Consider the following 26,344-nt stretch of genomic DNA (forward strand, 5'->3'; position numbering starts at 1 on the left):
ACCGACACCCATGACGAACGGATGGTGACGTGGAAACCGTTATCGGACAGCTCTTCACCGGGCTGAGTCTCGGCTCGATCCTGCTCCTGGCAGCACTCGGTCTGTCCCTGACCTTCGGTCAGATGGGCGTGATCAACATGGCTCACGGGTCGTTCATCATGGCCGGCTCGTACACCGCGTACTCGGTGCAGGAATATCTGATCTCGAACGCCGGCGTGTCCCTGATCGTCTCGCTCGTCATCGGCTTCGGAGTCGGTGGCCTCATGGGTGTGCTGCTCGAGGTCACCCTCATCAAACGCATGTACGACCGTCCGCTCGACACCCTGCTGGTGACCTTCGGCGTCGGCCTGATCCTGCAGCAGCTCGCGCGCGACATCTTCGGTGCGCCCGCGGTCCGCGTGACCGCGCCGCCGTGGCTGTCCGGTGGCGTCGACATCCTCGGAGCGGTTGTTCCCAAGACCCGCCTGTTCATCATGCTGCTGGCCGTCATCGCGGTGGTGGCGATCGCCGTCACCATGAAGTACACCCCGATGGGGCGTCGTATCCGCGCGGTCGTCCAGCACCGTGATCTGGCAGAGACCAGCGGGATCTCCAGCCGGACAACCGACATCACCACCTTCTTCATCGGTTCCGGGCTCGCCGGTGTCGCCGGTGTGGCGCTGACCCTCATCGGTTCCACCAGCTCCAACACCGGTATGACGTATCTGATCGACGCCTTCCTGGTGGTCGTCATCGGCGGTCTGGGCCAGATCAAGGGCGCGGTCATCGCGGCGGTCGCCCTCGGCATCCTGAACTCGTTCATCGAATACAACACGACCGCATCGGTGGCCAAGGTCGCCGTGTTCGTGATCATCGTGATCTTCCTGCAGATCCGCCCCCAGGGCCTGTTCACGGTCCAGTCGAGGAGTCTCGTGTGAAGGACTATTTCAGCGGTCACTGGAAAACCTACGCGGGGTTCGCCGTCGCGGCGGTGCTCCTGTTCGGCGTCGCACCTTCGGTGCTCTCCGACTTCCGACTCAACCTGCTCGGCAAGTTCCTGTGCTTCGGTATCGTCGCGGTCGGCATCGGTCTGGCCTGGGGTCGCGGCGGCATGCTGACCCTCGGTCAGGGTGTGTACTTCGGTCTCGGCGCCTACATCATGGCGATGCACCTGAAGATCGCCGACGCCGAGATCCGCGGCGACGACGTACCGGACTTCATGCAGATTGCCGGTATCCGCGAACTCCCCGGATACTGGAAGCCGTTCGCCTCACCACTGGTGACGATCCTCGGAATCCTCGTCGTGCCCACCCTGATCGCGGTCCTGTTGGGCCTGGGTGTGTTCAAGCGGAAGGTCAAGGGAGCCTACTTCGCGATCCTGTCCCAGGCGCTCGCTGCCGCCTTCGCGATCCTGCTCATCGGACAGCAGAGCACCGGCGGCAGCAATGGCCTCAACCGATTCCGAAGCTTCTTCGGTCTCGCCCTGAACGACCCGGTGAACCGTCACCTGCTGTTCTACATCGCCTCCGCCGCCCTGCTCGTCGTCGTCGCGATCACCCGGCAGCTGATGTACAGCCGCTACGGAGAACTGCTCGTCGCCGTGCGCGACCAGGAGGAGCGCGTCCGCTTCCTGGGCTACGACCCGGCCAACGTCAAGGTCGTCGCCTACGCGATCGCCGCCCTGTTCGCAAGCATCGCCGGCGCCCTGTTCGTGCCGATCGTGGGCATCATCTCGCCCGCCGACGTCGGCATCGTGCCGTCCATCGCCTTCCTGATCGGCGTCGCGATCGGCGGCCGCACAACACTTCTCGGACCGGTTCTCGGCGCCATCGCGGTGGCCTGGGCGCAGACCAGCCTGTCGGAGAACTTCCCGTCCGGATGGACCTACGCGCAGGGCATCCTGTTCATCGTCGTCGTCGGCTTCTTCCCGGCCGGACTCGCCGGGATCGGCGCCGCGCTCAAGTGGCGCCGGAAGAAGTCGGCCGATCCGTCGCCCACCGGTGACATCGACGAACACACCGACAGCAAGGTAGGAGCCTCCTCATGAGCGGATCCGACACGGTGGGCACGGTCGAACCGGTCGCCGGTGGCAACGCCGGGATGGACAGCGACTACCTCCAGGTGCGCGGACTGTCCGTCGAGTTCGACGGATTCAAGGCCGTCACCGACGTGGATCTCACACTGCTGCAGGGTGATCTGCGGTTCCTGATCGGTCCGAACGGCGCCGGGAAGACCACCATCATCGACGCGATCACCGGTCTGGTGAAGGCCACCGGGTCGATCCAGAAGTCGGGTGTGGAACTCGTCGGCAAGAAGGTGCACCAGATCGCGCGCCTCGGTGTCGGCCGAACCTTCCAGACCGCCAGCGTCTTCGAGGAACTGAGCGTGCTGCAGAACCTCGACATCGCTGCCGGCGCGGGCCGATCGGTGTGGACCATGCTGCGCCGTAGACCCACCGAGATCCCCGAGCCGATCGCCGAGGCCCTCGAGACCATCGGCCTGCAGGACCTGCGTGACACCCCGGCCGGCGTCCTCGCGCACGGTCAGAAGCAGTGGCTGGAGATCGGCATGCTGCTGGTGCAGAACGCCTCGGTGTTGCTGCTCGACGAACCGGTCGCCGGTATGAGCCACGAGGAACGAGAGGAGACCGGAAACCTGTTGCGCCGGATCGGCGGTGAGCGGACCGTGGTCGTCGTCGAACACGACATGGACTTCATGCGGGCGTTCGCAACGTCGGTGACGGTCCTCGCCCGCGGTCAGGTGCTGGCCGAGGGCAGCGTCGCCGAGGTGCAGGCCAATCCGAAGGTCCAGGAGGTGTACCTCGGAACCGCCGCCGGCGGTGAGGAACTCGAGGAGATCGCCGCCGGATCCGACGGACCCGAGGCCGGGGACGTCCCCGCCGTGTCGACCGAGAAGAAGGGCTGAGCCGGATGCTGAAACTCTCCGGGGTGCACGCCGGATACGGCCGCACCGAGGTCATCCACGACGTCGACATCGAGGTCCCGTCCGACGGCGTGGTCGCCGTGCTGGGGCACAACGGCGCCGGGAAGACGACGCTGCTCCGGGCCGCCGTCGGACTGGTGAAGACCACCAAGGGCTCCATCACGTTCGACGGCGTCGACATCACCAAGGCGCGTCCGAGCGCGCGGGTCAAGCACGGCATCGCCTATGTCCCGCAGGGGCAGCAGAGCTTCGGCCACCTCACCACCGCGGAGAACCTGCAGGTGGTGGCCGACGGCCGCAAGCGCGGCAAGGAACTCATCGCCGAGATGCTGGACATGTTCCCGGCGCTGGAGGAACTGCTCGGGCGGCGCGCGGGCCTGCTGTCGGGTGGTCAGCGTCAGCAGCTCGCGATCGCGCGGGCCCTCATCACCGAGCCGCGGATGCTCATTCTCGACGAACCGACCGAGGGCATCCAACCGTCGGTGGTCGCCGAGATCGAGCAGACCATCACCACCCTCACCCGGCGGGGCGGACTCGGCGTTCTCCTCGTCGAACAGCACATCGGATTCGCTCTCGAAGCGGCACAACAGTATTACGTCCTCGAGAGTGGCCGGGTCACCTCGTCGGGCGAGGGCGGTACGGCTGCCGAGGCCACCGTTCGCGAGGCCATGACCATCTGACCTACCGGAGATGGACCGCGATCTCCGGTCCGAGGGTGTGCGGGGCGTGGAGGGGGAGGCGGTCGCCGCTCCAGAACCGGCCGGGGTCGAACCAGTTGGAGTCCTTGGTGGTGTCGAGGATGCTCATGTCGCGGTAGGTGATCGCGACCACTTCGGCGCAGTACGCCGCCTCGAGGCTCACCGGATTCGACGGCGAGACCTCGTGCTGCCGTTGCTCACGACGCTCCCGGACCTTGCGGTCGAGGTAGGGGATACCGCGAACAAGATCGGCCGAGTTGGGTACGCGACCACGGAACCATCGACCGGCCAGGCGTGCGGTGGTCGGGAACGGGGTGCCGTCGAGGCGTGCGATCACCTTGAGCAGCTCGTCCTCCTGCGCCCGGCTGACCTCCGGACTGAGCTGACGAATCCAGCACGCCTGCTCATAACGGACCATCCACTGCTCGACGGCCTCACGCGCATCGTGCAGTTGGACCCCGCGGTGATTCGACCCGGTCCAGACGTCGGTCAGTTTGTCGCCGAGCTCGGCATGCCACAGCAGCGGCGGCAGATCGTCGATGCACACCGCCATGGCCACATGGTTGACCGGCGCATTGGTGAGGGTGCGGATGGCGCGGTCGGGGCCGGAATGTCCGCGGAACAGCCAGATGTCGCCGGTGCGGGTGGCCTCGAGCGCGGTGGTCAGTGAGACACCGCCGGATTCTCCGGCGAGGTCGGCGCGCCGCGGTCTTCTGCTGGTGGGCATTCCCCGAAGACTAGAGCGTGTGCGGGAAGACGGCCATCGGCGGCGGAGGCGACTTATCCTGCCCCCATGAGGAATCTGTGGAAGTGGCTGGGCCTCGCCGGTGCTGTCGGTGTGACGACCGGCGGTGTGCTGATCGCACGGGACCAGCGCCAGCGCAACGCATACTCGGCCGACGATGTCCGCGAGCGGCTGCACCAGCGTCTGGCGGAGGCCGATGCTGCTGGTGGCGAAGACGAACGAACCTGAGGACACTGGTTGGCACGGTCGGCCCCCACGGCCGGCCGGGCAAGCCGAACCACAGATAGGGAACACCATGACCGACAACAGCGGATTCGGCGGCGGACCGTTCAACTTCGGCCCCGAGGACTTCGACCGCTTCGCACGCGAGGCGGGCGAGGGGCTGCGCGACGTGTTCGGCAAGCTCTTCGAGGGTCAGGCAGCGCCGGGAGCATTCTCCATGTTCTTCGACGAGGCGGCCCGGGGTCGCACGCGGACGCAGCCGCGGCCGGAGACGGCCGGTGAGACCGGGTCGGGTGTCTGGGCCGTGTTTGTCGTCGACGAGGACGGCGGGGCCCGTGTCGAGCAGGTGTATGCCACCGAACTCGACGCGCTTCGCGCCAACAAGAACAACACCGACCCGCGTCGCAAGGTGCGGTTCCTGCCGTACGGCATCGCTGTCAGTGCCCTCGACGAGGCGCTCGACGGGGAGCCGGGCGAGGACGAGAACTCGGACTGAGAGGCTTCTCGGAGACGAATGAGGCCGGTGAGTCCGAGTGGACTCACCGGCCTCATGCCGTACGAAGCACGGCTCGTGCTTCTGGTGATGCAGTCACGGCACCTCAGGCGCCGATACTGCTATCAGAGGTTTGCGCCGCAGGTCGGCCACGCACCGGGGCCCTGGGTGGCCAGGACGTTCTCCGCGACGCGGATCTGCTCCTCGCGCGAGGCGTTCGCCGGGTTGCCGGAGCCGCCGTTGGCCTCCCAGGTGCTCTGCGAGAACTGCAGACCGCCGTAGTAGCCGTTGCCGGTGTTGATGCTCCAGTCGCCACCGCTCTCGCACTGGGCGACAGCGTCCCAGTTGCCGGACGCGGCCGAGGCGTTGGAAGCCAGCATGCCGAGGGGGGCTGCGGTGAGGGCGCCGACGATGGCGGCGCGGGCGGCGAGCTTGGTCATGTGGGTCTTGCTGATACGCATGGTCTTCGTTCCTCCTGATCACCACCCGGGGTTGGCAAGGTGGTTGATTTCGGACGGGGCCGACCCTACGTGCTTGGTAACGGTCAGGTCACGTCAGGGTCGTGACCTGCGAGATTTCGGTAACGCATGGATAACGCCGTTAGCTTTGGGGTAAAACCCCAGCGCATCGCGGCATTCCGCGAGCGGGCGCGAACCCGAGTGTTCGGGCGTGTTCGATGACGAAGGTCACACCCTGGTAGTGGTGTGGACCACTTGCTTGCGAGGTCTCGCGAGACTATCGGCGCCGTCGGACGGCAATGCGTCCACCGCGTGCGGGCGCGTAGGCGACGCCCCGGGAGAACCAACGCTCGGCACGGGCGTCGGTGGGAAGCAGTTCGAAGTCGTTGAGGATCGTCCGGAGCGTCACGTCCATCTCCATCGTCGCGAAAGCGGCACCGATGCAGCGTCGGGTGCCGCCGCCGAACGGCAACCACGCCGGTGACGGCGCGGTGCCCAGGAAGCGGGTCGGATCGAACCGCTCGGGATCGGTGAACTCGCGGCTGTCGTCGTGGAGTAGAGCGATGGAGACCATGACGTTGTATCCGCGAGGTATGCGCCATTCGCCGAGTTCGAGTTGGTCGGCGACGACGTGGCGGGCGGCGAAGTCGATGACCGGGCGGCTGCGCTGGGTCTCGAGGATGGTCGCGTGCCGGTACTCGGTGCCGCCTTCGTCGACCTCGGTGACAAGTCGTCCCAGGACTTCAGGGTGGCGACGCAGGCGCTCGAACGCCCAGGCGAGCGTCGTTCCGGTCGTCTCGTGTCCGGCGGCGAGCATGGTCATCAGCTCGTCGCCGATCTCGTCGTCGCCCATCGACGTGCCGTCGTCGTAGCGGCTGCGCAGCATCAGGGCGAGGATGTCGTCGCGTTCCTCGAGTCGGGGGTCGTTGCGTGACCTGGTGATCAGGTCGCCGAGGAGTGCCTTGCCTTCCGCGCGCATGCGCTCGTACCGATGGTTGGGGTCGATGGCGCGCAGCACGCGGGGCAGGTTGGGGACGGTTGCGGCGCGGGAACCGACGGTGACCATCGGCGGGATGATGCGCCGCAAGTTCTCCAGGTCCTCGCCGACGGCGCCGAACACCGCGCGGAGGATCACGTTGAGGGTGATCCGCATCATCGGTTCCATCGAGGCGAACTCGGTCTCGACCGGCCACGTGGAGGTCTCGGCCCGGACCTCCTCCTCCACGATCTGTTCATACGTCTTCATCCGCTTGCCGTGCAGCGGCGGGGTCAGCAGCTTGCGGCGTGCCCGGTGCTCCCGTCCCTCGAGGGAGAAGATCGACCCGGCTCCGAGGATGCGGCCCAGGTTGGGTTGGATGTTGATGACCTTGTCGCCGGCGGTGAACAGCTCGCGGGCGAGTGAGGCGTCGGAGATCACCACGGCCCGCCCGAAGACCGGGAGGTGCACGGTGAAGGCTGTGCCGTGCCGAGCGTGGAGGTGGCCGAAGAACAGTCGTCTAGAGGTAATCGCCGCCAGTCCCTGCATCGCCGAGGGGACGCGCGTGGCGGGCGGCAGATGCGGGTCACTGCGCAGGACGGATGTACTCATCGGCTCGAGGCCTCCCAGGTCTGGTACGTCGGCGTACCGGCGACGGTACGCGTGGGTACCGGGGAGGGCAAGAGGCATATGCTCGTTACGTGGAATTGTGGCCGAACGGTGCGACGTCGACGAGGGAGCGCCTCCTCGCGGCGATGCTCGAGTGTGTCACCGAATCCGGTTACCGCGAGACCACCATCGCCGACGTGGTGCGCGTGGCCCAGACGTCGCGACGCACCTTTTATCAGGAGTTCACCGACAAGCAGGACTGCTTTTTCGAGCTGCTACGCGAGACCAACCGGTTCATGATCGCCCGGATCGCGGCGGGCGTGGACCCCGAGGGGAGCCCGGAAGAGCAAGTGCGACAAGCGGTCACGGCCTACGCCACCACCAGTGACCGATACCCGGGACTCATGCTCTCGTGGATTCGCGAACTACCCGCGCTGGGCGGGGCCGCTGCACAGGTGAAGAACGAGGCGATGGATGACTGGGTCGACCTCTTCGTCGGACTCACCTCCACGCCCACGCTGGCCGCGGCCGGGGTGAAGCCGATCAGCCGGCAGCGCGCGGTGTTCCTGTGGGGCGGGGTGCGCGAACTGACGGCGAGTGCCGTCGAATCCGGATCACCGCTGAGCGAGATCATCGAACCGGCAACGGCCGCTTGTTTCGCGCTCATGGGGCCCGTCCCGAGCTGACGATCAGCGCCAGGCACCCCGCAGATATTGCGGCGGGTAGGGTGCTTCGTCGCGCGGAATTCCCAGTTCGTGCGCGGCCCGCTGGGGCCATGAGGGTTCGCGCAGTGCGACCCGACCGAAGAGAACCGCCGTGATGTCATCGTCGTCGGCGATCTTCTCGGCCTGGTCGGGCTCGACGATGAGTCCGACCGCCGCGGTCGGGACACCGGAGTCCCGATGGACTGCGCGGGCGAGATCGACCTGGTAGCCGGGGCCGACGGGGATGTCGGCGAGCACGTTGCCGCCGGAGGACACGTCGATCAGGTCGACGCCGCGGGCGGCGAGGATCTCGGCGAGCCGAGCGGTCTCGGCAATGTCCCAGCCACCCTCGCGCCACTCCGTGCCGGAGAGCCGGATGAACAGCGGCTTCGATTCCGGCCACACGGTGCGAACGGCCTCGACGACCTCGAGCACGATGCGGGTGCGTCCGGCGAAGTCGCCGCCGTAGGCGTCGGTGCGGGTGTTGGAGAACGGCGACAGGAACTGGTGCAGCAGGTATCCGTGCGCTGCGTGGATCTCGACCACGTCGAAGCCGGCCTCGTCGGCACGGTGAGCGGCCTGGGCAAAGGCGTCCACGACGTCGGCGATCTGTTCGGCCGTCAGTGCAACCGGATCGGCGTAACCCTCGAACGGCACTTCCGACGGGCCGACGGTCGTCCAGCCCCCGTCGTCGAGGGGGATGCTTCCGGGCCGTTCGTCGAACGGCGAGTACGTCGAGGCCTTACGGCCGGCGTGGGCGATCTGGGTTCCGATGGTCGAGCCCTGGGAGTGCACGAAGTCGACGATTCGCCTCCAAACCTGCGCCTGGTCGTCGTTCCACAGTCCGGCGTCTTCGGGGCTGATCCGACCTTCAGGGACGACCGCGACGGCCTCGGTGAGGATCAGCCCGAAACCGCCGGCGGCGCGGGCGCCGAGGTGGGCGAGATGCCAATCGGTCGGGATTCCGTCGCCGGCGAAGCAGCTGTACTGGCACATCGGCGCGAGCCAGATCCGGTTGGGGATCTCGACGTCGCGGAGGGTGATCGGCTCGAAGAGTGCGGTACTGGTCACGAATAGGGTCAACCGCCTCGGCCCCGGGCTATTCCCCGAACGGTAGGTTGAGATCCATGACGCAGCCCTCGCGAGATGCGCGCCGCATGCTCCTGCCTCTGGCGGTGGTGGTGTTCGCCGCGGTGTGGATCGGGGTCGCCGTGGTCGGTTCCGACGAACTCGCCGGCCACATCGGCCTGGACGGTGAGGTCACCCGCTGGGACTCGAAGTGGGGGCTCCTGAGCGGTCTCGGTCTCATCGCGGTGCTGATCGCGGTGATCTTCGGTGGCGCCGAACGGATTCTGTCGCGCATCCCGGCCCGCGCGGTCAACTTCCCGAGCCGGCGGCGCAAGGAGTATTGGATGGAAGGTTCGAATCGGGACGAGTTCAATCGCCGGATGGGCGAGGACCTGGCGTTGATGGGCGGCGCGACACTGCTGATGATGGCCTGGCTGCTCGCGGCGTCGGCGATCATCGGCAGCGGCGACAGCGCGTCGTGGACCTTGGCGATACCGGTCCTGACCTACCTGGTGGCCGTGCTCGGTTACACCGTCCACATCAGCGTCGGGTCGCGGTACGCGATCCCCGGCCACTGACACCGAAGGAGCCCGACGATGAGCGAGACGACAGACGCGGTGTCGGTGGAGGTCGACGCGCCGCTCGGGGTGATCACCCTGCGCGCGGCTCGGCGCCGGAACCCGTTGTCCACCAACACGATGAAGGCCGTCACGGCCGGACTCCGCCGATTCGACGAGGACTCGGACGTGCGGGTCATCGTGATCCGTGCGGAAGGTCCGGCCTTCTCGGCCGGGCACGACCTCGGTGAACTCGTCGACCGCACACTCGACGACGAACGCGCCGTTTTCGACACCTGCGCCGAGCTGATGCGAACCGTCCACGAGGTGCGCCAGCCGGTGATCGCGGAGGTCGCGGGCATGGCCTTCGCCGCCGGATGCCAGCTCGTCGCGACGTGCGATCTCGCGGTCGCCGGTCGCAGCGCGAAGTTCTCGACCCCGGGCGTACGGATCGGCCTGTTCTGCTCGACGCCGATGGTCGCGCTGACACGGGCCGTCGGCCGCAAGCGCGCCATGCACATGCTGCTGACCGGGGAGGCGATCGACGCCGAGACCGCTGCCGATTGGGGGCTGCTCAGCGGCGTCGTCGACGATGCAGACCTCACCACGACGGTCCGGGAGCTGGCGCTGCAGATCGCCGGCTCGAGCGCGCGTACGGTGTCGATCGGCAAGCAGGCCTTCTACAAGCAGATCGAGCTCGACGAGGCGTCGGCCTACGTGGAGATGGCGGAGACGATGGCGGCCAATGCGATGACGTGCGATGCGCAGGAAGGGATGTCGGCGTTCCTCGCCAAGCGTGCACCGGTGTGGACCGACAGCTGATCCCTCCGCTCCTGTTCCGCTGAGCTGAAATCGTGTGGTGCCCGACACATCCCGGTTCTTAGTCTTTCCTCATCCGAGGAAGGGATGGACCAATGCAGCCGCTCGTCTGTCAGACCTGCGACGCCCGCGTGTCAGTCGCGAAATACAGTCCTGCTCACACGAGCATCCAGTGGACCGCCGGCGCCAAGCAGTCCTGTCATGAGATGGCGTCCGCGTCCGCCGTCGGGAACGCGAACTGCGGTTACGTTCTGCGCTGTGCGGCATTGGATCGCAGCATCGACCATGCGGTGACGCGCGGGGACATCCCGATGTCGACGAGGTCGGAGCCCCGTGTCCGTCCGCTGTCCGCCGGCGATTTCGTCGCCGGGTCCGCGGCCGTCGTGCCCTCCTGACCGTCGCGAAAACCTCATCCGCTCAGTCATTCTCATCGATCGCTTCGGGCATCACTCCCAGCTCGAGGCGATGTCTCGACGATTTCAGCCCCGTCAGTTCCAGCCCCTACACCCATTGGAGACATCATGACCGTCGAACAAGAAAGAATCGAGATCCGCAGCATCGACACCGGCACCAATCCGACGCGTTTCGCGCGCGGGTGGCACTGCATCGGGTTGGCGAAGGATTTCCGGGACGGCAAGCCCCATCAGGTCCAGGTCTTCGGTACCGATTTGGTCGTCTTCGCCGACTCGACGGGCGAACTCCATGTGCTCGACGCGTTCTGCCGGCACATGGGTGGCAATCTCGCCCGGGGCGAGATCAAGGGCGACACCATCGCCTGCCCGTTCCACGACTGGCGGTGGAACGGCAAGGGCCGCTGCGAATCCGTGCCCTATGCGCACCGGACGCCCAAGGTCGCACGCACCAAGGCGTGGACGACCATGGAGCGCAACGGCGTTCTGCTGGTGTGGCATTGCCCGCAGGGGACCGAACCCACCCCGGAACTCGCGATCCCGGAGATCGAGGGCTACGAGGACGGTGAGTGGAGCGACTGGACCTGGACGACGATCCACGTCGAGGGTTCACACTGCCGTGAGATCGTGGACAACGTCGTCGACATGGCGCACTTCTTCTACGTGCACTACCAGATGCCGGAGTTCTTCAAGAACGTCTTCGACGGTCACATCGCCGGCCAGCACATGCGCTCGTACGGACGCGACGACATCAAGACCGGTGTTCAGATGGATCTGCCGGAGGCACAGACCATCTCGGATGCCTTCTACTATGGCCCGTCGTTCATGCTCGACACCATCTACACCGTCGCCGACGGCACGACCATCGAATCCAAGCTGATCAACTGCCACTACCCGGTCACCACGAACTCGTTTGTCCTGCAGTTCGGCACGATCGTGAAGAAGATCGAGGGCATGTCCGACGAGCAGGCCGCCGAGATGGCGACGATGTTCACCGACGGTCTCGAGGAGCAGTTCGCGCAGGACATCGAGATCTGGAAGCACAAGTCCCGCATCGAGAATCCGCTGCTGACCGAAGAAGACGGCCCGGTCTACCAGCTGCGTCGCTGGTACAGCCAGTTCTACGTCGACGTCGAGGAGGTCACCCCCGATACGACCCAGCGGTTCGAGTTCGAGGTCGACACCAGCCGTGCACTCCAGAACTGGCACAAGGAAGTGGAAGAGAACCTGGCTGCTCCCAAGGAATGACAGTCTTCCCCTCGGCCCGATCTGGACAAGGTCGGGCCGAGGGGGCACCAGGTTTCACCCCTACGTGCCGAGATCGCCCGTCGCGCTCGCGGCGGGGTTCCGCATTCCGCTCACGAAGACCGTGATGATGGTGCGTGCCAGGTCTGCCAGGGTGTTCTCCGGCGTCGGGCGGAACCATCGCGAGGCGTGCCAGACCGCGTCGTAGATCAGCTCTTGGAAGACCCTCGGGTCGATGTCGGTGCGGAACTCGCCGAGGTCGACCCCTTCTGCGATCGCCTCCCGCCAGGCGATCTCCATCAGATCCGCGGTCGCCGTCATGTCGGCTTCCACGACCCGCTCGCGCATGTAATCGCCTTCGCGCCGCCAGATCGAGGTGGCGCCGTCGTACTGCTCGTTGGTCTCCAATGCGATCTCGGCGAGTGCCACGAGCCGCTCGACGGGCGCGAGACGGCGTGCCAGCACGTCCTCGCACCGGCTCGACAGGTCGAGGATGTACTCCCGCATGATTTCGGTGACGATGGCTTCCTTGGACGGGAAGTAGTGGTACAGAGCGCCCGAGTGCACTCCCACCGCATCCGCGATCTCTCGGATCGTGGTGGCGGACACGCCTTTACGTGCGAAGATCGCCGCCGAGCGGTCGAGTATCAGCTTTCTGCGTTGCTGCGGATCCACAAATCCCCACCCCTGCCAGGTTCGGGCACCGTCCGTGCCGTGCACGGAGATTGTGCCACATTCATTGATCAAACGATCAATGAACCGTCTCGGAATGAGGAGTAAACATGGTTCTCGATGATCGCGTCGCGCTCGTGACCGGCGCCGGCCAGGGCATCGGCCGGGGAATCGCCCTCGCGTTGGCCGCCGCAGGTGCGACAGTGGCCGTCGTCGGTCGTACGCCGGGCACGATCGAGTCAGTGGCCGGGGAGATCGTCGCCCGTGGCGGCAGCGCCGCACCGTTCACCTGCGACGTCACCGACGAGAGTGCGGTCTCAGCGCTCGTGGCCGCGGTGGCCGGGGAGTTCGGCGGTGTCGACGTGCTGGTCAACAACGCGCAGACGCCGGCGCCGGGGACCCTCCTCGAAATCGACGAGGCCACCTACCGGGCCGCCCTCGACTCGGGCCCGACGGCCACCTGGCGACTGATGCGCGACTGTCACCGGTACCTCCGCGGGGGTGGCGCCGTCGTCAATCTCGGTTCCGCCGCGGGTATCCGGTGGAATCCGTCGGGCACCGGCGCCTACGCTGCCGCGAAAGAGGCGGTGAGGGTGCTGACCCGAACCGCGGCCTGCGAGTGGGCGGCCGACGGTATCCGTGTCAATGCGATTCTCCCGCTGGCGAACTCGCAGACGATGGAGCAGTGGGCGCAGTTCGATCCGGAGGGTGCCGCAGAGTACCTGCAGACGGTCCCGCTGGGGCGTCTCGGTGATCCGGAGACCGACATCGGCCCGGCCGTGGTGTTTCTCTGCAGCGACGCCGCCCGGTACATCACCGGCCACACGCTCGCCGTCGACGGCGGGCAGGCGCTGGTTCGCTGAGGCCGGCCCCGGCTCAGCCGGCGCGCCGGACGGAACCGTTGTCGGACAGGGCCTGCCAGATCGCGTTCGCCGTCGCTCGGACAGGGGTTGCCAGAAGTGCGCCGTCGACCGTCTCGACCGGGCCGGTGACCGCGATCGCGCCGGCGCAGCTGCGCAGGTCGCCGATCGGTGCGGCCACACATGCCACGCCGAGGACGGCCTCGTCGCGCTCATAGGCTGTGCGGCGCTGACGTACGACGGCCATCTCGTTTCGCCGACGCGCCTCCTCGGCCGCCGAGGTCAGGACCTCGACTGTCGGCCTGCGACGCGCGGAACCGTTGTCGCAGAAGGCGAGCAGCGTCTTGCCCAGCGCCGTGCGTCCGGCGGGCTGCAGGCCCCCGATGTGCGTCGGCAGGGCGATGGGGCCGTATCCGACCTTGTCCAGGATTCGGACGTCGTTGCCCTCGAGCACGCCGAGGTGGACGACGAGTCCGGTGGTCGCATACAGCTCGTGCAGGAACGGATGCGCGATCTCCTGGAGTCCTGAACGCCGTCGGGCCAGCGCGCCCCACTCGAACAGTGACCGGCCGAGCGTGTAGGTCTGTCCGTGCCGTTCGACCCACCCCAGGTCGACGAGCTGGGAAAGGAGTCGATGCGCCGAGGATCGGGGGAGGTCCGTTCGATTCGACAGCTGTGAGAGTGTCAGCTCGCCGCCATCGCGGAACTCCTCGAGCAGGACCGCCGCACGGTCGATGACGGCGGGGGAGAAATCGTCACTGTTGCGCATGTGAACCTCCAGCGGGGCAGGCCGGGCGGTGGCCTGAGGGCGCTCGGTGGGGGCGCCCGGGGGACGGTCAGAGATCGATCGGGGCTCATTGATCAAGCGATCAATCAATAGGGAAAAGATAGCAGGACTGTGACGTGTGTCAAAGCCGTTTGCGCGAAAACGTCGAATCACAGCGGCGATGTGCATGGTGACCCGGTGGCGGGCTGCGGCAGCACGAACCGCCCGGCGGCCTGATAGGCCGTCGGGCGAGGCGGGGTGTTCGCTAGGAGAGTGAGTGCACCACGGCGCTCACGCCCCGGCGGAGCTCCTCGTCGGCGCTCGGATGGATGCGGGCGGCCGGGAAGGTCAGCGAGATCACCGCGACGCCCCCCGTGGACTCATGCGTCGCGCCCTGGCCGGCTACGTCGAATGTCGCTGCGAGACAGCGGATGTGTTCGCCGCTGTCGAGGGTGCGGTGGATGTCGTGGAACTGTGTCGGACCGCCGGCCTCATGCCGCGTCAGTGCCGCCCCCTCGGCCGTCTCACCCCGGCCGCGACGCTGGCCGACACGAGTGTCCAGGTTGGCGGCCGCCCACCGTCCGCCGATCTTCTCCAGCAACAGGACATCCTCGCTCGCGGCGACGGCCACGTGAACCGCGCCCCGTGTCCGACGGTAGAGCTGGTAGGCGACGGGCTGCGCCGCTTGGTGGACGCGGTCGTGTACCTGGGCGATCGAGCCCAACTCGGCCATCTTGGGGCCGAGGAGGTAGGTCGTGCCCTCGCGACGGATCCAGCCCACGGCCACCAGTTGCGTCAGCATCCGATGCGTGGTCGAGCGCGGAAAGCCGGTGCGTTCGGCGAGCTCGGTCAGCGTGAGACCTTCGCGATGCCGGAACGGCTCGAGCAGGAGGAGTGCGCGTCCGAGGACGGAGGGGGTCTGGCCGACTGGGGTGGTCACGATGCCTCCGACTATCAGCCCAGGTTCTCGGCCCGCGCTGATTGATTGATCGATCATTCAATACGATGCTATCGCGCCCGGCGCGCGCAGGGAAGACGCTCGGGGACAAAAACGACGGAGCACCGCGACGACGTCGTCGCGGTGCTCCTCTGTGTGGCCGAGAGGCCGAGTGGTCGGGATGCTCAGCCCTCGCCGACCGGGATGAACGCCTTCAACGGCTCCGAGCCGCTCTGATCATGGCCCCAGTAGGCGTCGGCGGTGATCTCCTCGGAGGTGTAGTGCCGCTCGTCGACGAGCATTCCCTCCGTGCCGAACTCCAGGTCCCAGCCGCCGGGGGCCCGGACATAGAACGAGATCATCTTGTCGTTGGTGTGCCGGCCCAGCGTCGACGAGATCGAGAACTTCTGCTGGTTCACCCGGTCGAGTGCCTGACCGACCGCGTCGAGGGTGTCCACCTCGGTCATCAGGTGCACCAGGCCGGGCTCCTCGGTCGGCGGGGCCGGGCACAGCGCGAGGCTGTGGTGCCGCTCGTTGATGCCGAGGAAGCGGACGCGGGCCAGGCCCTCTTCGTCGAGCCTGATGGAGCCGCGCGGCAGGAAGCCGAGCACCTGGGTGTAGAAGTCGTACGACTCGGCGAACTGGGCGCTCGGGAGCACCACGTGTCCCAGTCCGAGGCCGCCGGTGACCCAGCGTCCGCCGAAGGGCGTCACGACGGGGCTGTGGTCGAGCACCGGACCGTAGAAGACCTCGAGCCGGGTTCCGGCCGGATCGTCGAAGGCGATGGCGCCCTCGGCGTCGATGTAGCCGGCTTCCTTGCGGGACATCACCGTGACGGCGACGCCGGCGGCCTCCACTGCCTGACGGACGCGTTCGAGTGCGAACTCGTCACGCACCTCCCAGCCGACGGCCAGTGCCTTGTCGGAATCGCCGGGCAGTACGGCGATCCGCGAACGACGCTCGTCGATCCGCGCGTACAGTGCGTCGGCTTCGGGGCCGCTGCCCACGGCCATGCCCAGGCCGTCGATCAGCAGCTCGCGCCAGCGCGCGACATCGGTGCTCTGGACTCGCAGGAAGCCGAGTCCGCGTAGTTCTGTCATCGTTGTCATCCTCGAGAAGTGTTGTCGGGTCAGATCATCGCGCGGTAGGCGCCCTGCGGGTCGCCACCGAGTTGGGTGAGGGCGGCCGAGTGGTAGATCAGTCCGGGGACGTGGATCGCGTGGGTCAGGCCGACGTGCGCGTCACGCCAGAAGCGCTGCATCGGGGTGTTGAGATGAGCCGCTGCGCCGCCGGCGCGGGCGAAGATCTCGTCCATCGCCCTGGTTGCGCGCCACGCGGCCGACACCTGCGTCCGGCGCCCCTCGGCCCGCTCGGCGAAGCTGATCTCCACGCCCTTCTCGGTCTTGTCCCAGAACCGGTCGACCATCTCCAGCAGGGAGACCCGCGACGCGGAGATCTCCGCTGCGGCCTCACTGATGGCGAACAGGACGTAGGGGTCCTCCTTGATCGGGATGCCGCTGACCTGGACGCGCTCCTTCTGGGCCGCGACGTAGCAGGCGAGTGCGCCCTCGGTCATGCCGATGAGTGCGGAGGTGATGCCCAGCGGGAAGATGTAGGAGAACGGGAACTTGTAGAGGGTCTCGTCACGTCCGGCGTGCTTCCAGCCCTGACCGCTCAGGACGATTTCCGCGTCGATGGTGCGGTAGGGGGGGATGAAGGCGTCCTTGACGATCAGGTCCTTGGAGCCGGTGCCGCGGAGTCCCACGACATTCCAGCTGTCGGCGTCGATCTCGTAGTCCGAACGCGGCAGCACGACGTGGAGGATCTGACCGGTGCGGTTGCCGTCCTTGTCGCCCACCGCGGCACCGATCATGACCCAGCCGCAGTGGTCGGTGCCCGAGGAGAAGGACCAGCGACCGTTGAGGACGTAGCCGCCGTCGGTCGGCACGGCCACACCCATCGGTGCGTACGGGGAGGCCATCCACATGTCGTTGTCGGCGCCCCAGATCTCGTTCTGCGCCTTGTCGTCGAAGGCGGCGAGTGCCCACGGGTGGACGCCGACGATGCCGGCGACCCAGCCGGTCGCGCCGTCGAGTGCCGCTGTGGCCATGACGGTCTCGGCGAACTCGCGAGGGTGCGATTCGAAGCCGCCGTACTCCTTCGGCTGCAACATCCGGATGACCCCCGAGTCGCGCAGGCTCTTCGCCGACGCATCGGTCAGACGCATCAGCGTCTCGCCCTCAGCGGCATCCGCGCGGATCTCGTCCGCGTGCTGCATGATTCTGTCAAATACCTGGCCCATGATGTGACCCTTCCTCGGGACGGCCTCGAGACGGCCGGAGACTTCCGTGTTCTTCCGAACGCACCCGCCTGGTCGGTGCAGGTGTGATGCGTCCTACATTCGCAGTGAGTGTGCGCTCGGCGCACGGGAGTTTCAGTTGAACGGGACAGCGGTGGTGGCCTCGGCCGGGTAGTCGGTAGGAAAGTGGTTGAACGGCCACCGCTTCCGACACCACAGGTCGTCTCGGAGAAGGGATCGCAGATGACAGACATCCAGGAGAACCTCGACGCTCTGCTCGACCGGGTTCGGGTCCTCGAGGACAGAGCAGCCATCGGTGACGTGCTGAGTGCCTACGGCCCGGCCGTCGACGCGGGCGATGCCGAGGCGGTGGGCAGGCTGTGGGCGCCGGATGCCGTGTACGACCTCGACATCGGCCTCATGAACGGGCGGGCGGCGATCACCGAGATGGTGCGGACCTCACCCCACCAGGACTACATCCACGGTGGATGCGGACATCTGTTGGACCCCATCAACATCCGCCTCGACGGTGACACCGCGGTGGCGACCTGCCACTCCCTTCTCGTGCGCCGCAACACCGACGAGGATTCGTTCCGGGTGTGGCGCGCGAGCGCCAACCGTTTCGAGCTCGCGCGCATCGACGGGGAGTGGAAGATCACGCGTCGGACCGCCCGGCTGCTCGACGGCAGTGCCGACGCGCGCGAACTGCTCGGGCGCGCGTCGGACTGAACCGGCGGAAGGCGTCTCAGACCAGGCTGCCCTCGTGGACCGCACGATCGAACGCGGTCAGCGGGGCGCCGGTCCGCAGAGCGGTTGCCAGCCCCGGGTTGGCCAGGTGCAGTCGGCCGATCGCGATCAGATCGAACTCGCCGGATGCGATGCGGTCGTCCACCTCGCCGATGTTGTCCACCAGCGGCGCCGCACCCTCGATACGGCTGTCGCGCATGGGCTTACCGAGCCCCACGCTGCCCACGGCCATGACGCGAGCGCCGGTGAGCATCTTCGCCCAGCCCGCCAGGGACAGGTCGCTGCCCTCGAAGGCCGGCAGGTCGAATCGTCGGATGCTGGCGTCGAAGACGTCCACCCCGGCGTCGGCGAGCGTCCCGAGGATCACCCCGAGTTCATCGGGGGTTTCTGCGATGCGGGCGGTGTAGTCCTGCTGTTTGTGCTGGGAGAAGCGGAAGAAGATCGGTAGGTCGGGCCCGATCTCCGCGCGGATCGCCTTGACCACTTCGGCGGGGAAGAGGGTACGCGCGTGCAGGTCTCGTCCCCAGCGGTCATTGCGACGGTTGGTGTCGGCCCACAGGAATGCGTCGAGCAGATAACCGTGACCGCCATGCAGTGCGATACCGTCGAAGCCGACCTCGACCGCGTTCGCGGCCGCTGACACGAAAGCGCCGATGACATCGTCGATGTCGCGCTCGGTCATGGGCGGGGTCTCCGGCAGCGAGCGTGCCACGTAGTCATCGGAGTACGAGGTGACCCCGGGGATGCCCCACCGGCCCGAGGGTCGCATCGGGCGGATCGCCGGGTCGACCTCACACATCGCGCCCCACAGCGGTCCCACGTGCCAGAGTTGCGGGACGATGCGCCCGCCTGCTGCGTGCACCTCGTCGACGACGGTTCGCCAGCCGGTCAGGGCGGCGTCGCCGTACATCCGCGGGACCGCCGGATTGTCCACCGCCGCCACGTGATCGATCGCCACGCCTTCGGTGACGATCAGACCGGTGCCGCCGGCGGCGCGTCGTGCGTAGTAGTGCGCGACGTCGGAGCCGGGGACACCGCCGGGGGAGGAGGACCGGGTCATCGCCGACATCGCGATCCGGTTGGGCAGCTCCATTCCCCGAATGCGCAGCGGCTCGAAGAGAGCGGAGGGGTTGTCGGGTGGCGCAGTGTGCTCGTCGGACGCGGGAAGACCGTCGGATACCGAAGGATTCTCAGACACGGGCGATCACAGCGCTTTCAGGAAACGGAAGAAGTGGGGGGAGGAGTCCACGCGCAGGCGGGTGAGCTTTCGGTAGCTGATCAGCCACTGGCCGTTCACCTTTCGATACTCCTCGTGGTAGTGGCCGAAGCCGCGCAGATGGTACTCGCCGGCGTCGTCGGACCACCAGAGGTTGTCTTCCATCGCCCAGATGCCGCGCGCGGTGGTGGGCGAGGTGAGCACGATCTCGGGACTGTGCCCGTGATGAGCGGTGGTCACGGGGACCGGACCGTCGAGCAACGCGCGGATGGTCGACGCCAGCTTCTCCTTGCCCACCACGCGATTGGACTCGCCGTCGGTACGCGGCTGCTTGTCATCGGGTAGGCCGCCCCACGTCTCGCTGATGACGTCGTCGGTGTGCAGGCCGGCGTAGAGATGCCACTGCTTGGTGTCCATGCAACGCAGACGGACGGCGAAGACCCGTTTGATCTCCTCGATGGCGAGGAGCGCCTCGGCGGCGGACATGCCGTCCGGGATCCCGACGGACACGGCGTCGGTCTCGCTCATGCGGTGAGCCGATCGGCGGGGGAGTCGATCCCGAGCTTGCCGCGGAAGAAGAGGAGGGGGCGTTCCTCGCTGGGCGTCTCGAGTTCCAGCACCCGGCCGATCACCACGTCGTGGTCGCCTGCGGTGTGGACATCGTGGATGTCGGCGTGCACGCGCATCAGCACATCGGGCAACGACGGCGTCGACCAGTTGGACAGCTCCCAGTCCAGGCCGTCGAACTTGCGCCCGTCGCGGGAGCCGAACCGCGAACAGATGTCGGCCTGGTTCTCGTGCAGCACGTTCACCGTGAAGCGTCCGGCCCGCAGGATGCGCGGCCACGACCGGCCGCGGTGATCGGCACAGAACAGGACCATCGGCGGCTCCAGCGACACCGAGGCGAAGGACTGGCAGACGAAACCGGCGGGTCCGGAGTCGTCGAGCCCGGTCACCACGGTCACCCCGCTCGCGAACTGACCAAGCGCCTTACGCATATCAGTCTGGGACATCGCTTCGATCGACATCGTGCACCTTTCCGTTTGTCCGCCGTCGCCGAGAGGCCGGCTCCATCCACCGGGCCAGCGTAGGGTCCGCGGGCGTTCGCGCCCAGCACGCTTTCGTTCAGTGGGAAACCGACACGGCCGGTGTTCCGCTCAACTGGAGCGGTGCTGCACGACGGGGCGCAGCACTGGCAGCCTCACCGTTCATGAGCGTTGACGTCACCTATGGGGGCAGCCGCCGCAAGCTCGAGACGAGCCTGGGCGTGCTGCAGTATCACGAGGCCGGCGAGGGGCCTCCCTTGCTGCTGTTACACGGGTCCGGCCCGGGCGTGACGGGATGGCGGAACTACCGCGGGGTCATCGGCGAGCTCGCCGATCACTTCCGTTGCCTCGTCCTCGAATTCCCCGGCTTCGGCGTCAGCGATCCGGTCGACGGACATCCGATGGTGATGGCCGAGACGGCGGTCGGGGTGTTCCTCGACGGCCTGGGCATCGGATCCGCCGACATGATCGGCAACTCCATGGGCGGGATCGTCGCGACCAAGGTCGCCATCGCCGAACCGGAGCGTGTCGGCAAGCTCGTCACCATCGGCGGCATGGGCAAGAACGTCTTCTCTCCGGCGCCCAGCGAAGGCATCAAGCTGCTGATGGAGTTCACCGACGAGCCCACCCGCGAACGCCTGGTCCGCTGGCTGTCGGCGATGGTCTACGACCAGTCTCTGGTGACCGAGGAGCTCATCGAGGAACGGTGGGAACTGGCCACCGAACCGGAAACCCTCGAGATCGCTCGACGCATGTACAGCACCAAGGCCTTCGCCGCGACGATGGCCGCCAACGCGATGGCCGACACCGTCCCGTACTGGGCACAGCTGCACAAGGTGACGTCCCCGACGTTGATCACCTGGGGCCGGGACGACCGCGTCAGCCCCGTCGACTCGGCGATCCTGCCGATGCGCGACATCCCCGACGCCGAGCTGCACGTCTTCCCCCGCTGCGGGCACTGGGCGATGATCGAAGCCCGCGAGGCCTGGCTGTCGGCCGTGCTGGCCTTCCTGAAGCGCGGTGCGGCATGACGTCATCGGCCGCGGGGACACAGCCGACCGGGACGCCGGCGAACACCGGGGAGTGGCGCGGTGCCGATCTCGGCAGTCGAACCGTTGCCTATGACGAACGCGACGCGATCCTGTACGCACTCGCCGTCGGCGCTCGGGCGGACGAGCTCGACCTCGTCTTCGAGAAGCGGTTGCGGGTGCTGCCGACCTTCGCGCTGACGCTCGCACAGTGGGCCCCGGACGAACTCGGCGCACGCGGCGCCTTCGATCCGACCACTGCTCTGCACGGCTCGCAGCAACTGGACGTGCTGGCCCCGCTGCCACCGCGCGGTGAGGTGACCATGACGGCCTCGGTGGGCGAGGTGTGGGACAAGGGTTCGGCAGCGGTCATCGAGGTGGTGGTCCGCAGTGACCACTTCGTCGCCAGCTGGTCGCTGTTCGCCCCCGGCGCAGGCGGATTCGGTGGCGATCGCGGACCGGGTAGGCCACCGGCATCGGATGCGGCGCCGACGATCAGCGGTCCGGTGCGTACGACCGAGAACCAGGCGGCGCTCTACCGGCTGACCGGTGACCGCCATCCCATCCACATCGATCCCGCGGCCGCCGCACGGATCCACCAGCCGCGCCCGATCCTGCACGGGCTGTGCACACTCGGTGTCGCGGCGCTCGACGTGGCGCGGCTGATCGGTGCCCATCCGGCGGATCTGCGTTCGCTCGACGGGCGATTCGCCACCGCGATCTTCCCCGGCGACGACACGGAACTGCGGGTCTTCGGCGACGGGCGCGAGGTGATGTTCGACATGGTGAGCGGTGGCAATCCGGTCATCGCGAACGGGGCGGCGGGTTTCCACGAGTCCGAAGGGCGGAACTGACCATGACCATCACCGATGTGGCCGAGCAGGTCACGACTTCCTCGCGTGCGGTGCGGCTGGAGGTGGCCGCCGTGATCGAGGAGACCGCGGATGCACGCTCACTGGTGTTCACGGTGCCGGCCGATCGTCGAGCCGACTTCGCCTACACGCCGGGACAGTTCCTGACGCTGCGCATACCCAGCGAGGAGACCGGCTCGGTCGCCCGGTGTTACTCGCTGGCCAGCTCGCCGTTCACCGACGAGCTGCTGAAGGTGACGGTCAAGCGGACCCGCGACGGTTATGCGTCGAACTGGTTGTGTGACCACATCTCCGCGGGTGACACGCTCGAGGTGCTGCCTCCCGCGGGGGTCTTCACCGCCAAGGACTTCGACGACGATCTGCTGCTGTTCGCCGCCGGTAGCGGGATCACCCCGGTGATGTCGATCCTGAAATCGGCTCTGAGCCAGGGGTCGCGGAAGGTGGTGCTGCTCTACGGCAACCGCGACGAGAAGTCGGTGATCTTCGCCGCCGAACTGCGGGAACTCGCAGCTGCACACGGCGATCGGCTCACGGTGATCCACTTGCTGGAGAGCGTGCAGGGTCTGCCGACCGTGCCCCAGCTCGCAGCGCTCGCCGCCGCCTACGCCGACCACCGCGTCTTCCTGTGCGGCCCGGGCCCGTTCATGGACTCGGTTCACGCGGCGACGGCGTCCGCCGGGTTCACCCGGGACCGGGTGCACGCCGAGGTCTTCACCTCGCTGTCCGGTGACCCGTTCGCCGACGTCGAGCTGCCCGACGTGGACGCCGATGCCGGTGATGCGGCGTCGGTGACGGTGAACCTCGACGGGCAGGAACACGAGTTCCCCTGGCCCCGCACGGCGACCCTGGTGGATGTTCTTCTCTCTAAGGGGATCAACGTCCCGTTCTCGTGCCGCGAGGGTGAATGCGGTTCGTGCGCAGCCACACTGACCACCGGTGAGGTCGACATGGACAACAGTGCGGTCCTCGACGAGGAGGACATCGCCGACGGGATCATCCTGGCCTGCCAGGCACGGCCCCGCAGCGAGACCGTCAGCGTTGAGTTCTAGCATTCACGTCCCCCGGATCGCACAGCGGCGCAGGCGAGAGACCGCCTGCGCCGCTGTCGTGTTCACCGCAGCAGGTCGCTACCGAGCATGTGATGGACCGCGCGGTACGAGAACGTCATCGCAGTGCCGAGCGGGACTCCCGGACCGGGGTAGATCGCCCCGCTCACCGACGCGCTCGTGTTCCCTGCGGCGTACAACCCCTCGATCGGGCTGCCGTCGGCCGTCAACACGCGGGCATCGGCGTCGGTCCGGACACCGCCCTTGGTTCCGAGGTCACTGAGGACGATGCGCGCCGCGTAGAACGGCCCGGTCGCAATCGGCGGCAGCGCCACGTTGGGCAGCTCCCGCGGCGGGCAGAAGAACGTGTCATACGGGTCGCCGCCGCGGCCGAAGTCCTCGTCGACGCCGCGTTCGGCGAAGCCGTTGAACCTCTCGACCGAGGCGCGCAGCGTGGCCGCGTCGACGCCGATCTTGGCGGCCAGTTCCTCGATCGTCTCCGCCGAGACCCAGGTGCCCGCGGCGAAGTGGTCGTCGGCCGAGGCCTCCGGAATCGACATCGCCGGCAGGACCGGGCCGCCCTCGGACGAGTCGAAGATCAGGTACGACGGCAGCGCGGACTCGCCACGCGCGATCATCTCCCGGCCGAACCGGTCGTAGGGCAGCGACGCGTTGAGGTAGCGGTTGCCGGTGGCGTCGACGAGAATGCCACCGCGGACACAGACCATGAAAGCGCCCGAGTCGTCCGGCAATTCGACGCCGGGGCAGAACCACGCCTGATCGAGGAGTGCGGTGTCGGCGCCGAGCGCGACGGCCGCGCGGATCATGTCACCGGTGTTGGCGCCCGCCGGGCCCATGCTCCACTGCGACTTGCCGGGGGTGCCGTGGGCGGCGCGCATCTCCTCGCTGCCCTCGATGCCGCCGGCGGCGAGCAGGACACCGCGCTCGGCCCGGACACGAAGCGTCCGACCATCGGCATCGGTGGCCTCGACACCCACCACCCGATCGTCCTCGGTCATGAGCCGGGTGACCGATGTGCGGGCGCGCAGGTCCGCACGACGGGTGCCCCGCAGCGCCAGCAGGAGTCGCCCGATCAGCGCCCGTCCGGCGATGAGGGTCTCGTCGGGGTGCAACTGTCCGGCGCGGTCGACGATCGGAGCCGGACGCACCAGCTCGCGCACCTCTCCGGCAGCCTCGCTCGGCAGGTCGACCGGGATGATCGACCGACCGGCATCCATGCGTCCCGGAGCGTCGAAGTAGTCGGGGAACGGCTGGTATTCGAACTCCAGGTGCGGATCGCGTTCGAGGAACTCGACCACCGCCGGTGCGGTCGTCACATACGCGTCCTGCCGGTCGGCCTCCGCGTCACCGAGCAGTGCCCGCAGATAGGTGCGGGCGTTGTCGGTGGAGTCGTCGAGACCTGCTCGCTCCTGGACGACGCTGCCGGGCAGCCACAGTGACGCACCCGAGTACGACGATGTGCCGCCGAAGAGCGCGGTCTTCTCCAGAACGACCGTGTCCAGTCCGTTCGCCGCCGCGGTGTAGGCGCCGGCGAGGGCTCCGCCGCCCGACCCGACCACCACGACATCGCAGCGAATATCCCAGTCCTGCATGCTTTCTACCTCCGAGTTGTTCGTAGGTGTCATGCAATCGCACGGTGTGACCCGACGCACGCGGGTTCCCGCCCATTGAACATCCCGGACACAGAACTCCCCCGACGCAACGGGGGCCGTCGCGACGGGGGAGCGGATACCTGGTGTCAGGCGTCGATCTGTGCGGTGGCGGTCGCGAACCGCGCCAGATGCGCATCGGCGGTGCCGAACTCGTACTCGATGGCGGTGAGGCGCTTGAAGTAGTGGCCGATCGCCAGCTCCTCGGTCATGCCCATGCCGCCGTGCAGCTGCACCGAGTTCTGCCCGATGAAGCGTGCGGCCCGGCTGATCGTCGCCTTGGCGGCCGAGACCGCGGCGGCGCGTTCGGCGGGCTCGACGTCGAGCGACAGGATCGCGAAGTACTGGGCGGCCACCGACTGCTCGAGCTGCAGGTGCATGTCCACCATGCGGTGCTGCAGCACCTGGAAGCTGCCGATCGGGACGCCGAACTGTTCGCGCTGCTTGGCGTATTCGACCGTGTCGGTGAAGACCTTGCGCATCAGTCCGACGGCCTCGGAGACCACGGCGGCGGTGGCGGTGTCCCAGGCCTTCTCGAGCAGGTCGATGGCACCGTCGCCGGCGATGAGTGCGTCACCGGGGAGCCGGACGTCGGTGAACGTGATGTCGGCGGCCTGCCGGTCGTCGATGGTGCGCAGCCGCTGCAGTTCGAGTCCCTCCGGCGCGCCGTCGGCGAGATCGATCAGGAACAGCGAAACGCCCGCCGGATCGTGCGGCTCACCCGAGGTGCGGGCACTGACGATGAGGTAGTCGGCGATGGGTGCGGTGGTGACGACGGCCTTGCTGCCGTTGAGCTTCCATCCCTCGCCGTCGCGGTCGGCGCTTGTCTCGATGCGCGACAGCACGCCACCCGAGCCGTCCTCCAACGCGGCGAGCGCGCTCAGGGCCTCCCCCGCGGCGATCCGGCCGGCGGCTTCGAGCGCGACGGCGTTGCCGGTCGAATGCAGCAGTCCGGCACCGAGAACCACCGAGTCGACGAACGGCTCGACGACCAGCGCGTGTCCGAGTGCCTCGGTGACGACCATCAATTCCTCGGCGCCGCCGCCGAATCCGCCGATCTCCTCGGGCAGGCAGGCGCCGACGACACCGAGGTCCTCGACGAAGGCCTTCCAGATCTTGGGCTGCCAGCCCTCGCCGACCTTGGCCGCGTCGCGGCTGACCTGCAGGTCGTAGCGTGCGTCGAGGAACTTGTTGAGTCCGTCGGACAGCAGCTGCTGTTCGGGGGTGAGTGTGAAGTCCATCAGTTTTCTCCTGTGACC

The 26,344-nt window shown here is 67.5% G+C and carries 30 protein-coding genes; 16 read left to right on the forward strand and 14 right to left on the reverse strand.

Features of this window, described 5'->3' with window-relative positions; genetic code table 11:
* Positions 1-29 precede the first annotated feature (29 nt).
* The 4 genes from urtB to urtE are packed head-to-tail and all read left to right on the forward strand — an operon-like array spanning position 30 to position 3,602.
* Entirely contained in the window at positions 30-917 is an 888-nt protein-coding gene (gene urtB / locus C5O27_RS10605) for an urea ABC transporter permease subunit UrtB (protein ID WP_006357417.1), read from the forward strand.
* Complete coding sequence (gene urtC, locus C5O27_RS10610; protein ID WP_006357418.1) at positions 914-2,026, forward strand: urea ABC transporter permease subunit UrtC; 1,113 nt, start codon at positions 914-916, stop codon at positions 2,024-2,026. Before urtB ends, urtC begins: the two co-directional genes overlap by 4 nt.
* Positions 2,023-2,904 (forward strand): urea ABC transporter ATP-binding protein UrtD, encoded by an 882-nt coding sequence (gene urtD, locus C5O27_RS10615; RefSeq protein WP_006357419.1) that lies wholly within the window; start codon positions 2,023-2,025, stop codon positions 2,902-2,904. The genes urtC and urtD overlap by 4 nt, the downstream gene beginning before the upstream one ends.
* 5 nt (positions 2,905-2,909) lie before the next feature.
* Positions 2,910-3,602, forward strand: a complete 693-nt coding sequence (urtE, locus tag C5O27_RS10620) for an urea ABC transporter ATP-binding subunit UrtE (RefSeq protein ID WP_006357420.1) — start codon at positions 2,910-2,912, stop codon at positions 3,600-3,602.
* Position 3,603: 1 nt separating this feature from the next.
* On the opposite strand, the gene C5O27_RS10625 is transcribed toward urtE, so the two are convergent.
* Positions 3,604-4,347, reverse strand: a complete 744-nt coding sequence (locus tag C5O27_RS10625) for a hypothetical protein (protein ID WP_006357421.1) — start codon at positions 4,345-4,347, stop codon at positions 3,604-3,606.
* Positions 4,348-4,413: 66 nt separating this feature from the next.
* On the opposite strand from C5O27_RS10625, the gene C5O27_RS10630 reads away from it, so the two are divergent.
* Positions 4,414-4,593 carry a hypothetical protein gene (locus tag C5O27_RS10630; RefSeq protein ID WP_006357422.1) on the forward strand — a complete coding sequence of 60 codons (180 nt, stop codon included), beginning with the start codon at positions 4,414-4,416 and terminating at the stop codon, positions 4,591-4,593.
* Between the two features lie 67 nt (positions 4,594-4,660).
* Positions 4,661-5,083, forward strand: coding sequence for a hypothetical protein (locus C5O27_RS10635; RefSeq protein ID WP_127962671.1), 423 nt, complete (start codon positions 4,661-4,663; stop codon positions 5,081-5,083).
* 122 nt (positions 5,084-5,205) lie between these two features.
* Here the strand turns inward: C5O27_RS10635 and C5O27_RS10640 are convergent, their stop codons facing one another.
* Both C5O27_RS10640 and C5O27_RS10645 read right to left on the reverse strand, forming a co-directional pair.
* Positions 5,206-5,541, reverse strand: coding sequence for a transglycosylase family protein (locus C5O27_RS10640; protein ID WP_035751117.1), 336 nt, complete (start codon positions 5,539-5,541; stop codon positions 5,206-5,208).
* A 274-nt stretch (positions 5,542-5,815) separates the two neighbouring features.
* Positions 5,816-7,126: a cytochrome P450 gene (locus tag C5O27_RS10645; protein ID WP_127962672.1), complete on the reverse strand. Its 1,311-nt coding sequence runs from the start codon at positions 7,124-7,126 to the stop codon at positions 5,816-5,818.
* A gap of 89 nt (positions 7,127-7,215) precedes the next feature.
* Between C5O27_RS10645 and C5O27_RS10650 the strand changes: the two genes are divergently transcribed.
* Positions 7,216-7,809: a TetR/AcrR family transcriptional regulator gene (locus tag C5O27_RS10650; RefSeq protein WP_208651464.1), complete on the forward strand. Its 594-nt coding sequence runs from the start codon at positions 7,216-7,218 to the stop codon at positions 7,807-7,809.
* Positions 7,810-7,812: 3 nt separating this feature from the next.
* Here the strand turns inward: C5O27_RS10650 and C5O27_RS10655 are convergent, their stop codons facing one another.
* A complete protein-coding gene (locus C5O27_RS10655) occupies positions 7,813-8,898 on the reverse strand; it encodes an NADH:flavin oxidoreductase/NADH oxidase (RefSeq protein ID WP_127962673.1) in 1,086 nt (361 codons plus the stop codon).
* Positions 8,899-8,954: 56 nt separating this feature from the next.
* Here C5O27_RS10655 and C5O27_RS10660 point away from each other — a divergent pair, with 56 nt between their 5' ends.
* From C5O27_RS10660 to C5O27_RS10675, 4 genes are all read left to right on the forward strand, one after another.
* Positions 8,955-9,473, forward strand: coding sequence for an SdpI family protein (locus C5O27_RS10660; RefSeq protein WP_244216627.1), 519 nt, complete (start codon positions 8,955-8,957; stop codon positions 9,471-9,473).
* Positions 9,474-9,491: 18 nt separating this feature from the next.
* Positions 9,492-10,274, forward strand: a complete 783-nt coding sequence (locus C5O27_RS10665) for an enoyl-CoA hydratase-related protein (RefSeq protein ID WP_127962674.1) — start codon at positions 9,492-9,494, stop codon at positions 10,272-10,274.
* Positions 10,275-10,477: 203 nt separating this feature from the next.
* Positions 10,478-10,666 carry a hypothetical protein gene (locus C5O27_RS22980; protein WP_244216628.1) on the forward strand — a complete coding sequence of 63 codons (189 nt, stop codon included), beginning with the start codon at positions 10,478-10,480 and terminating at the stop codon, positions 10,664-10,666.
* A gap of 126 nt (positions 10,667-10,792) precedes the next feature.
* A complete protein-coding gene (locus tag C5O27_RS10675) occupies positions 10,793-11,929 on the forward strand; it encodes a 3-ketosteroid-9-alpha-monooxygenase, oxygenase component (protein ID WP_127962676.1) in 1,137 nt (378 codons plus the stop codon).
* A 60-nt stretch (positions 11,930-11,989) separates the two neighbouring features.
* On the opposite strand, the gene C5O27_RS10680 is transcribed toward C5O27_RS10675, so the two are convergent.
* Positions 11,990-12,601: a TetR/AcrR family transcriptional regulator gene (locus tag C5O27_RS10680; protein WP_127962677.1), complete on the reverse strand. Its 612-nt coding sequence runs from the start codon at positions 12,599-12,601 to the stop codon at positions 11,990-11,992.
* A 107-nt stretch (positions 12,602-12,708) separates the two neighbouring features.
* Here C5O27_RS10680 and C5O27_RS10685 point away from each other — a divergent pair, with 107 nt between their 5' ends.
* Complete coding sequence (locus C5O27_RS10685; RefSeq protein ID WP_035751129.1) at positions 12,709-13,461, forward strand: SDR family NAD(P)-dependent oxidoreductase; 753 nt, start codon at positions 12,709-12,711, stop codon at positions 13,459-13,461.
* 13 nt (positions 13,462-13,474) lie between these two features.
* Here C5O27_RS10685 and C5O27_RS10690 read toward each other — a convergent pair whose 3' ends face one another.
* The 4 genes from C5O27_RS10690 to C5O27_RS10705 form a co-directional block, all read right to left on the reverse strand.
* Positions 13,475-14,227: an IclR family transcriptional regulator gene (locus tag C5O27_RS10690; RefSeq protein WP_035751131.1), complete on the reverse strand. Its 753-nt coding sequence runs from the start codon at positions 14,225-14,227 to the stop codon at positions 13,475-13,477.
* Between the two features lie 262 nt (positions 14,228-14,489).
* Complete coding sequence (locus tag C5O27_RS10695) at positions 14,490-15,164, reverse strand: IclR family transcriptional regulator (protein ID WP_006357435.1); 675 nt, start codon at positions 15,162-15,164, stop codon at positions 14,490-14,492.
* Positions 15,165-15,346: 182 nt separating this feature from the next.
* Positions 15,347-16,261, reverse strand: coding sequence for a biphenyl-2,3-diol 1,2-dioxygenase (gene bphC, locus C5O27_RS10700; protein ID WP_006357436.1), 915 nt, complete (start codon positions 16,259-16,261; stop codon positions 15,347-15,349).
* A gap of 29 nt (positions 16,262-16,290) precedes the next feature.
* Positions 16,291-17,463, reverse strand: a complete 1,173-nt coding sequence (locus C5O27_RS10705) for an acyl-CoA dehydrogenase family protein (protein WP_127962678.1) — start codon at positions 17,461-17,463, stop codon at positions 16,291-16,293.
* 240 nt (positions 17,464-17,703) lie between these two features.
* On the opposite strand from C5O27_RS10705, the gene C5O27_RS10710 reads away from it, so the two are divergent.
* Positions 17,704-18,189, forward strand: coding sequence for a nuclear transport factor 2 family protein (locus C5O27_RS10710; protein ID WP_127962679.1), 486 nt, complete (start codon positions 17,704-17,706; stop codon positions 18,187-18,189).
* A 16-nt stretch (positions 18,190-18,205) separates the two neighbouring features.
* Here C5O27_RS10710 and C5O27_RS10715 read toward each other — a convergent pair whose 3' ends face one another.
* From C5O27_RS10715 to C5O27_RS10725, 3 genes are all read right to left on the reverse strand, one after another.
* The gene (locus C5O27_RS10715; RefSeq protein WP_279636575.1) at positions 18,206-19,315 is read right to left on the reverse strand and encodes an oxidoreductase; all 1,110 of its coding nucleotides are present in this window, start codon (positions 19,313-19,315) and stop codon (positions 18,206-18,208) included.
* Positions 19,316-19,411: 96 nt separating this feature from the next.
* A complete protein-coding gene (locus tag C5O27_RS10720) occupies positions 19,412-19,951 on the reverse strand; it encodes a nuclear transport factor 2 family protein (RefSeq protein ID WP_042375614.1) in 540 nt (179 codons plus the stop codon).
* A complete protein-coding gene (locus C5O27_RS10725; protein ID WP_006357441.1) occupies positions 19,948-20,451 on the reverse strand; it encodes a flavin reductase family protein in 504 nt (167 codons plus the stop codon). The genes C5O27_RS10720 and C5O27_RS10725 overlap by 4 nt, the downstream gene beginning before the upstream one ends.
* 182 nt (positions 20,452-20,633) lie before the next feature.
* On the opposite strand from C5O27_RS10725, the gene C5O27_RS10730 reads away from it, so the two are divergent.
* Genes C5O27_RS10730 through C5O27_RS10740 form a run of 3 tightly spaced genes read left to right on the forward strand, consistent with a single transcriptional unit; the run spans position 20,634 to position 23,418 of the window.
* On the forward strand, positions 20,634-21,500 hold the full coding sequence (locus tag C5O27_RS10730; protein WP_127962681.1) for an alpha/beta fold hydrolase: 867 nt from the start codon (positions 20,634-20,636) through the stop codon (positions 21,498-21,500).
* Positions 21,497-22,351 carry a MaoC/PaaZ C-terminal domain-containing protein gene (locus tag C5O27_RS10735; RefSeq protein ID WP_127962682.1) on the forward strand — a complete coding sequence of 285 codons (855 nt, stop codon included), beginning with the start codon at positions 21,497-21,499 and terminating at the stop codon, positions 22,349-22,351. The genes C5O27_RS10730 and C5O27_RS10735 overlap by 4 nt, the downstream gene beginning before the upstream one ends.
* Positions 22,352-22,353: 2 nt before the next feature.
* On the forward strand, positions 22,354-23,418 hold the full coding sequence (locus C5O27_RS10740) for a ferredoxin--NADP reductase (RefSeq protein WP_127962683.1): 1,065 nt from the start codon (positions 22,354-22,356) through the stop codon (positions 23,416-23,418).
* Positions 23,419-23,480: 62 nt separating this feature from the next.
* On the opposite strand, the gene C5O27_RS10745 is transcribed toward C5O27_RS10740, so the two are convergent.
* Positions 23,481-25,028 (reverse strand): FAD-dependent oxidoreductase, encoded by a 1,548-nt coding sequence (locus tag C5O27_RS10745; RefSeq protein ID WP_127962684.1) that lies wholly within the window; start codon positions 25,026-25,028, stop codon positions 23,481-23,483.
* A gap of 146 nt (positions 25,029-25,174) precedes the next feature.
* Entirely contained in the window at positions 25,175-26,326 is a 1,152-nt protein-coding gene (locus C5O27_RS10750; protein WP_127962685.1) for an acyl-CoA dehydrogenase family protein, read from the reverse strand.
* Between the last annotated feature and the right edge of the window lie 18 nt (positions 26,327-26,344).

The sequence above is a fragment of the Gordonia alkanivorans genome (genome assembly GCF_004011905.1).
Classification (GTDB): Bacteria; Actinomycetota; Actinomycetes; order Mycobacteriales; family Mycobacteriaceae; genus Gordonia; species Gordonia alkanivorans.

Bases quoted from the DNA above. Each gene is read 5' to 3' on its own strand.
- urtD (WP_006357419.1), top strand. From the start codon at position 2,023: ATGAGCGGATCCGACACGGTGGGCACGGTCGAACCGGTCGCCGGTGGC.
- urtE (WP_006357420.1), top strand. From the start codon at position 2,910: ATGCTGAAACTCTCCGGGGTGCACGCCGGATACGGCCGCACCGAGGTC.
- C5O27_RS10625 (WP_006357421.1), bottom strand. From the start codon at position 4,347: ATGCCCACCAGCAGAAGACCGCGGCGCGCCGACCTCGCCGGAGAATCC.
- C5O27_RS10630 (WP_006357422.1), top strand. From the start codon at position 4,414: ATGAGGAATCTGTGGAAGTGGCTGGGCCTCGCCGGTGCTGTCGGTGTG.
- C5O27_RS10635 (WP_127962671.1), top strand. From the start codon at position 4,661: ATGACCGACAACAGCGGATTCGGCGGCGGACCGTTCAACTTCGGCCCC.
- C5O27_RS10640 (WP_035751117.1), bottom strand. From the start codon at position 5,541: ATGCGTATCAGCAAGACCCACATGACCAAGCTCGCCGCCCGCGCCGCC.
- C5O27_RS10645 (WP_127962672.1), bottom strand. From the start codon at position 7,126: ATGAGTACATCCGTCCTGCGCAGTGACCCGCATCTGCCGCCCGCCACG.
- C5O27_RS10660 (WP_244216627.1), top strand. From the start codon at position 8,955: ATGACGCAGCCCTCGCGAGATGCGCGCCGCATGCTCCTGCCTCTGGCG.
- C5O27_RS10665 (WP_127962674.1), top strand. From the start codon at position 9,492: ATGAGCGAGACGACAGACGCGGTGTCGGTGGAGGTCGACGCGCCGCTC.
- C5O27_RS22980 (WP_244216628.1), top strand. From the start codon at position 10,478: ATGGCGTCCGCGTCCGCCGTCGGGAACGCGAACTGCGGTTACGTTCTG.
- C5O27_RS10675 (WP_127962676.1), top strand. From the start codon at position 10,793: ATGACCGTCGAACAAGAAAGAATCGAGATCCGCAGCATCGACACCGGC.
- C5O27_RS10685 (WP_035751129.1), top strand. From the start codon at position 12,709: ATGGTTCTCGATGATCGCGTCGCGCTCGTGACCGGCGCCGGCCAGGGC.
- C5O27_RS10690 (WP_035751131.1), bottom strand. From the start codon at position 14,227: ATGCGCAACAGTGACGATTTCTCCCCCGCCGTCATCGACCGTGCGGCG.
- bphC (WP_006357436.1), bottom strand. From the start codon at position 16,261: ATGACAGAACTACGCGGACTCGGCTTCCTGCGAGTCCAGAGCACCGAT.
- C5O27_RS10705 (WP_127962678.1), bottom strand. From the start codon at position 17,463: ATGGGCCAGGTATTTGACAGAATCATGCAGCACGCGGACGAGATCCGC.
- C5O27_RS10710 (WP_127962679.1), top strand. From the start codon at position 17,704: ATGACAGACATCCAGGAGAACCTCGACGCTCTGCTCGACCGGGTTCGG.
- C5O27_RS10720 (WP_042375614.1), bottom strand. From the start codon at position 19,951: ATGAGCGAGACCGACGCCGTGTCCGTCGGGATCCCGGACGGCATGTCC.
- C5O27_RS10725 (WP_006357441.1), bottom strand. From the start codon at position 20,451: ATGTCGATCGAAGCGATGTCCCAGACTGATATGCGTAAGGCGCTTGGT.
- C5O27_RS10730 (WP_127962681.1), top strand. From the start codon at position 20,634: ATGAGCGTTGACGTCACCTATGGGGGCAGCCGCCGCAAGCTCGAGACG.
- C5O27_RS10735 (WP_127962682.1), top strand. From the start codon at position 21,497: ATGACGTCATCGGCCGCGGGGACACAGCCGACCGGGACGCCGGCGAAC.
- C5O27_RS10740 (WP_127962683.1), top strand. From the start codon at position 22,354: ATGACCATCACCGATGTGGCCGAGCAGGTCACGACTTCCTCGCGTGCG.
- C5O27_RS10745 (WP_127962684.1), bottom strand. From the start codon at position 25,028: ATGCAGGACTGGGATATTCGCTGCGATGTCGTGGTGGTCGGGTCGGGC.
- C5O27_RS10750 (WP_127962685.1), bottom strand. From the start codon at position 26,326: ATGGACTTCACACTCACCCCCGAACAGCAGCTGCTGTCCGACGGACTC.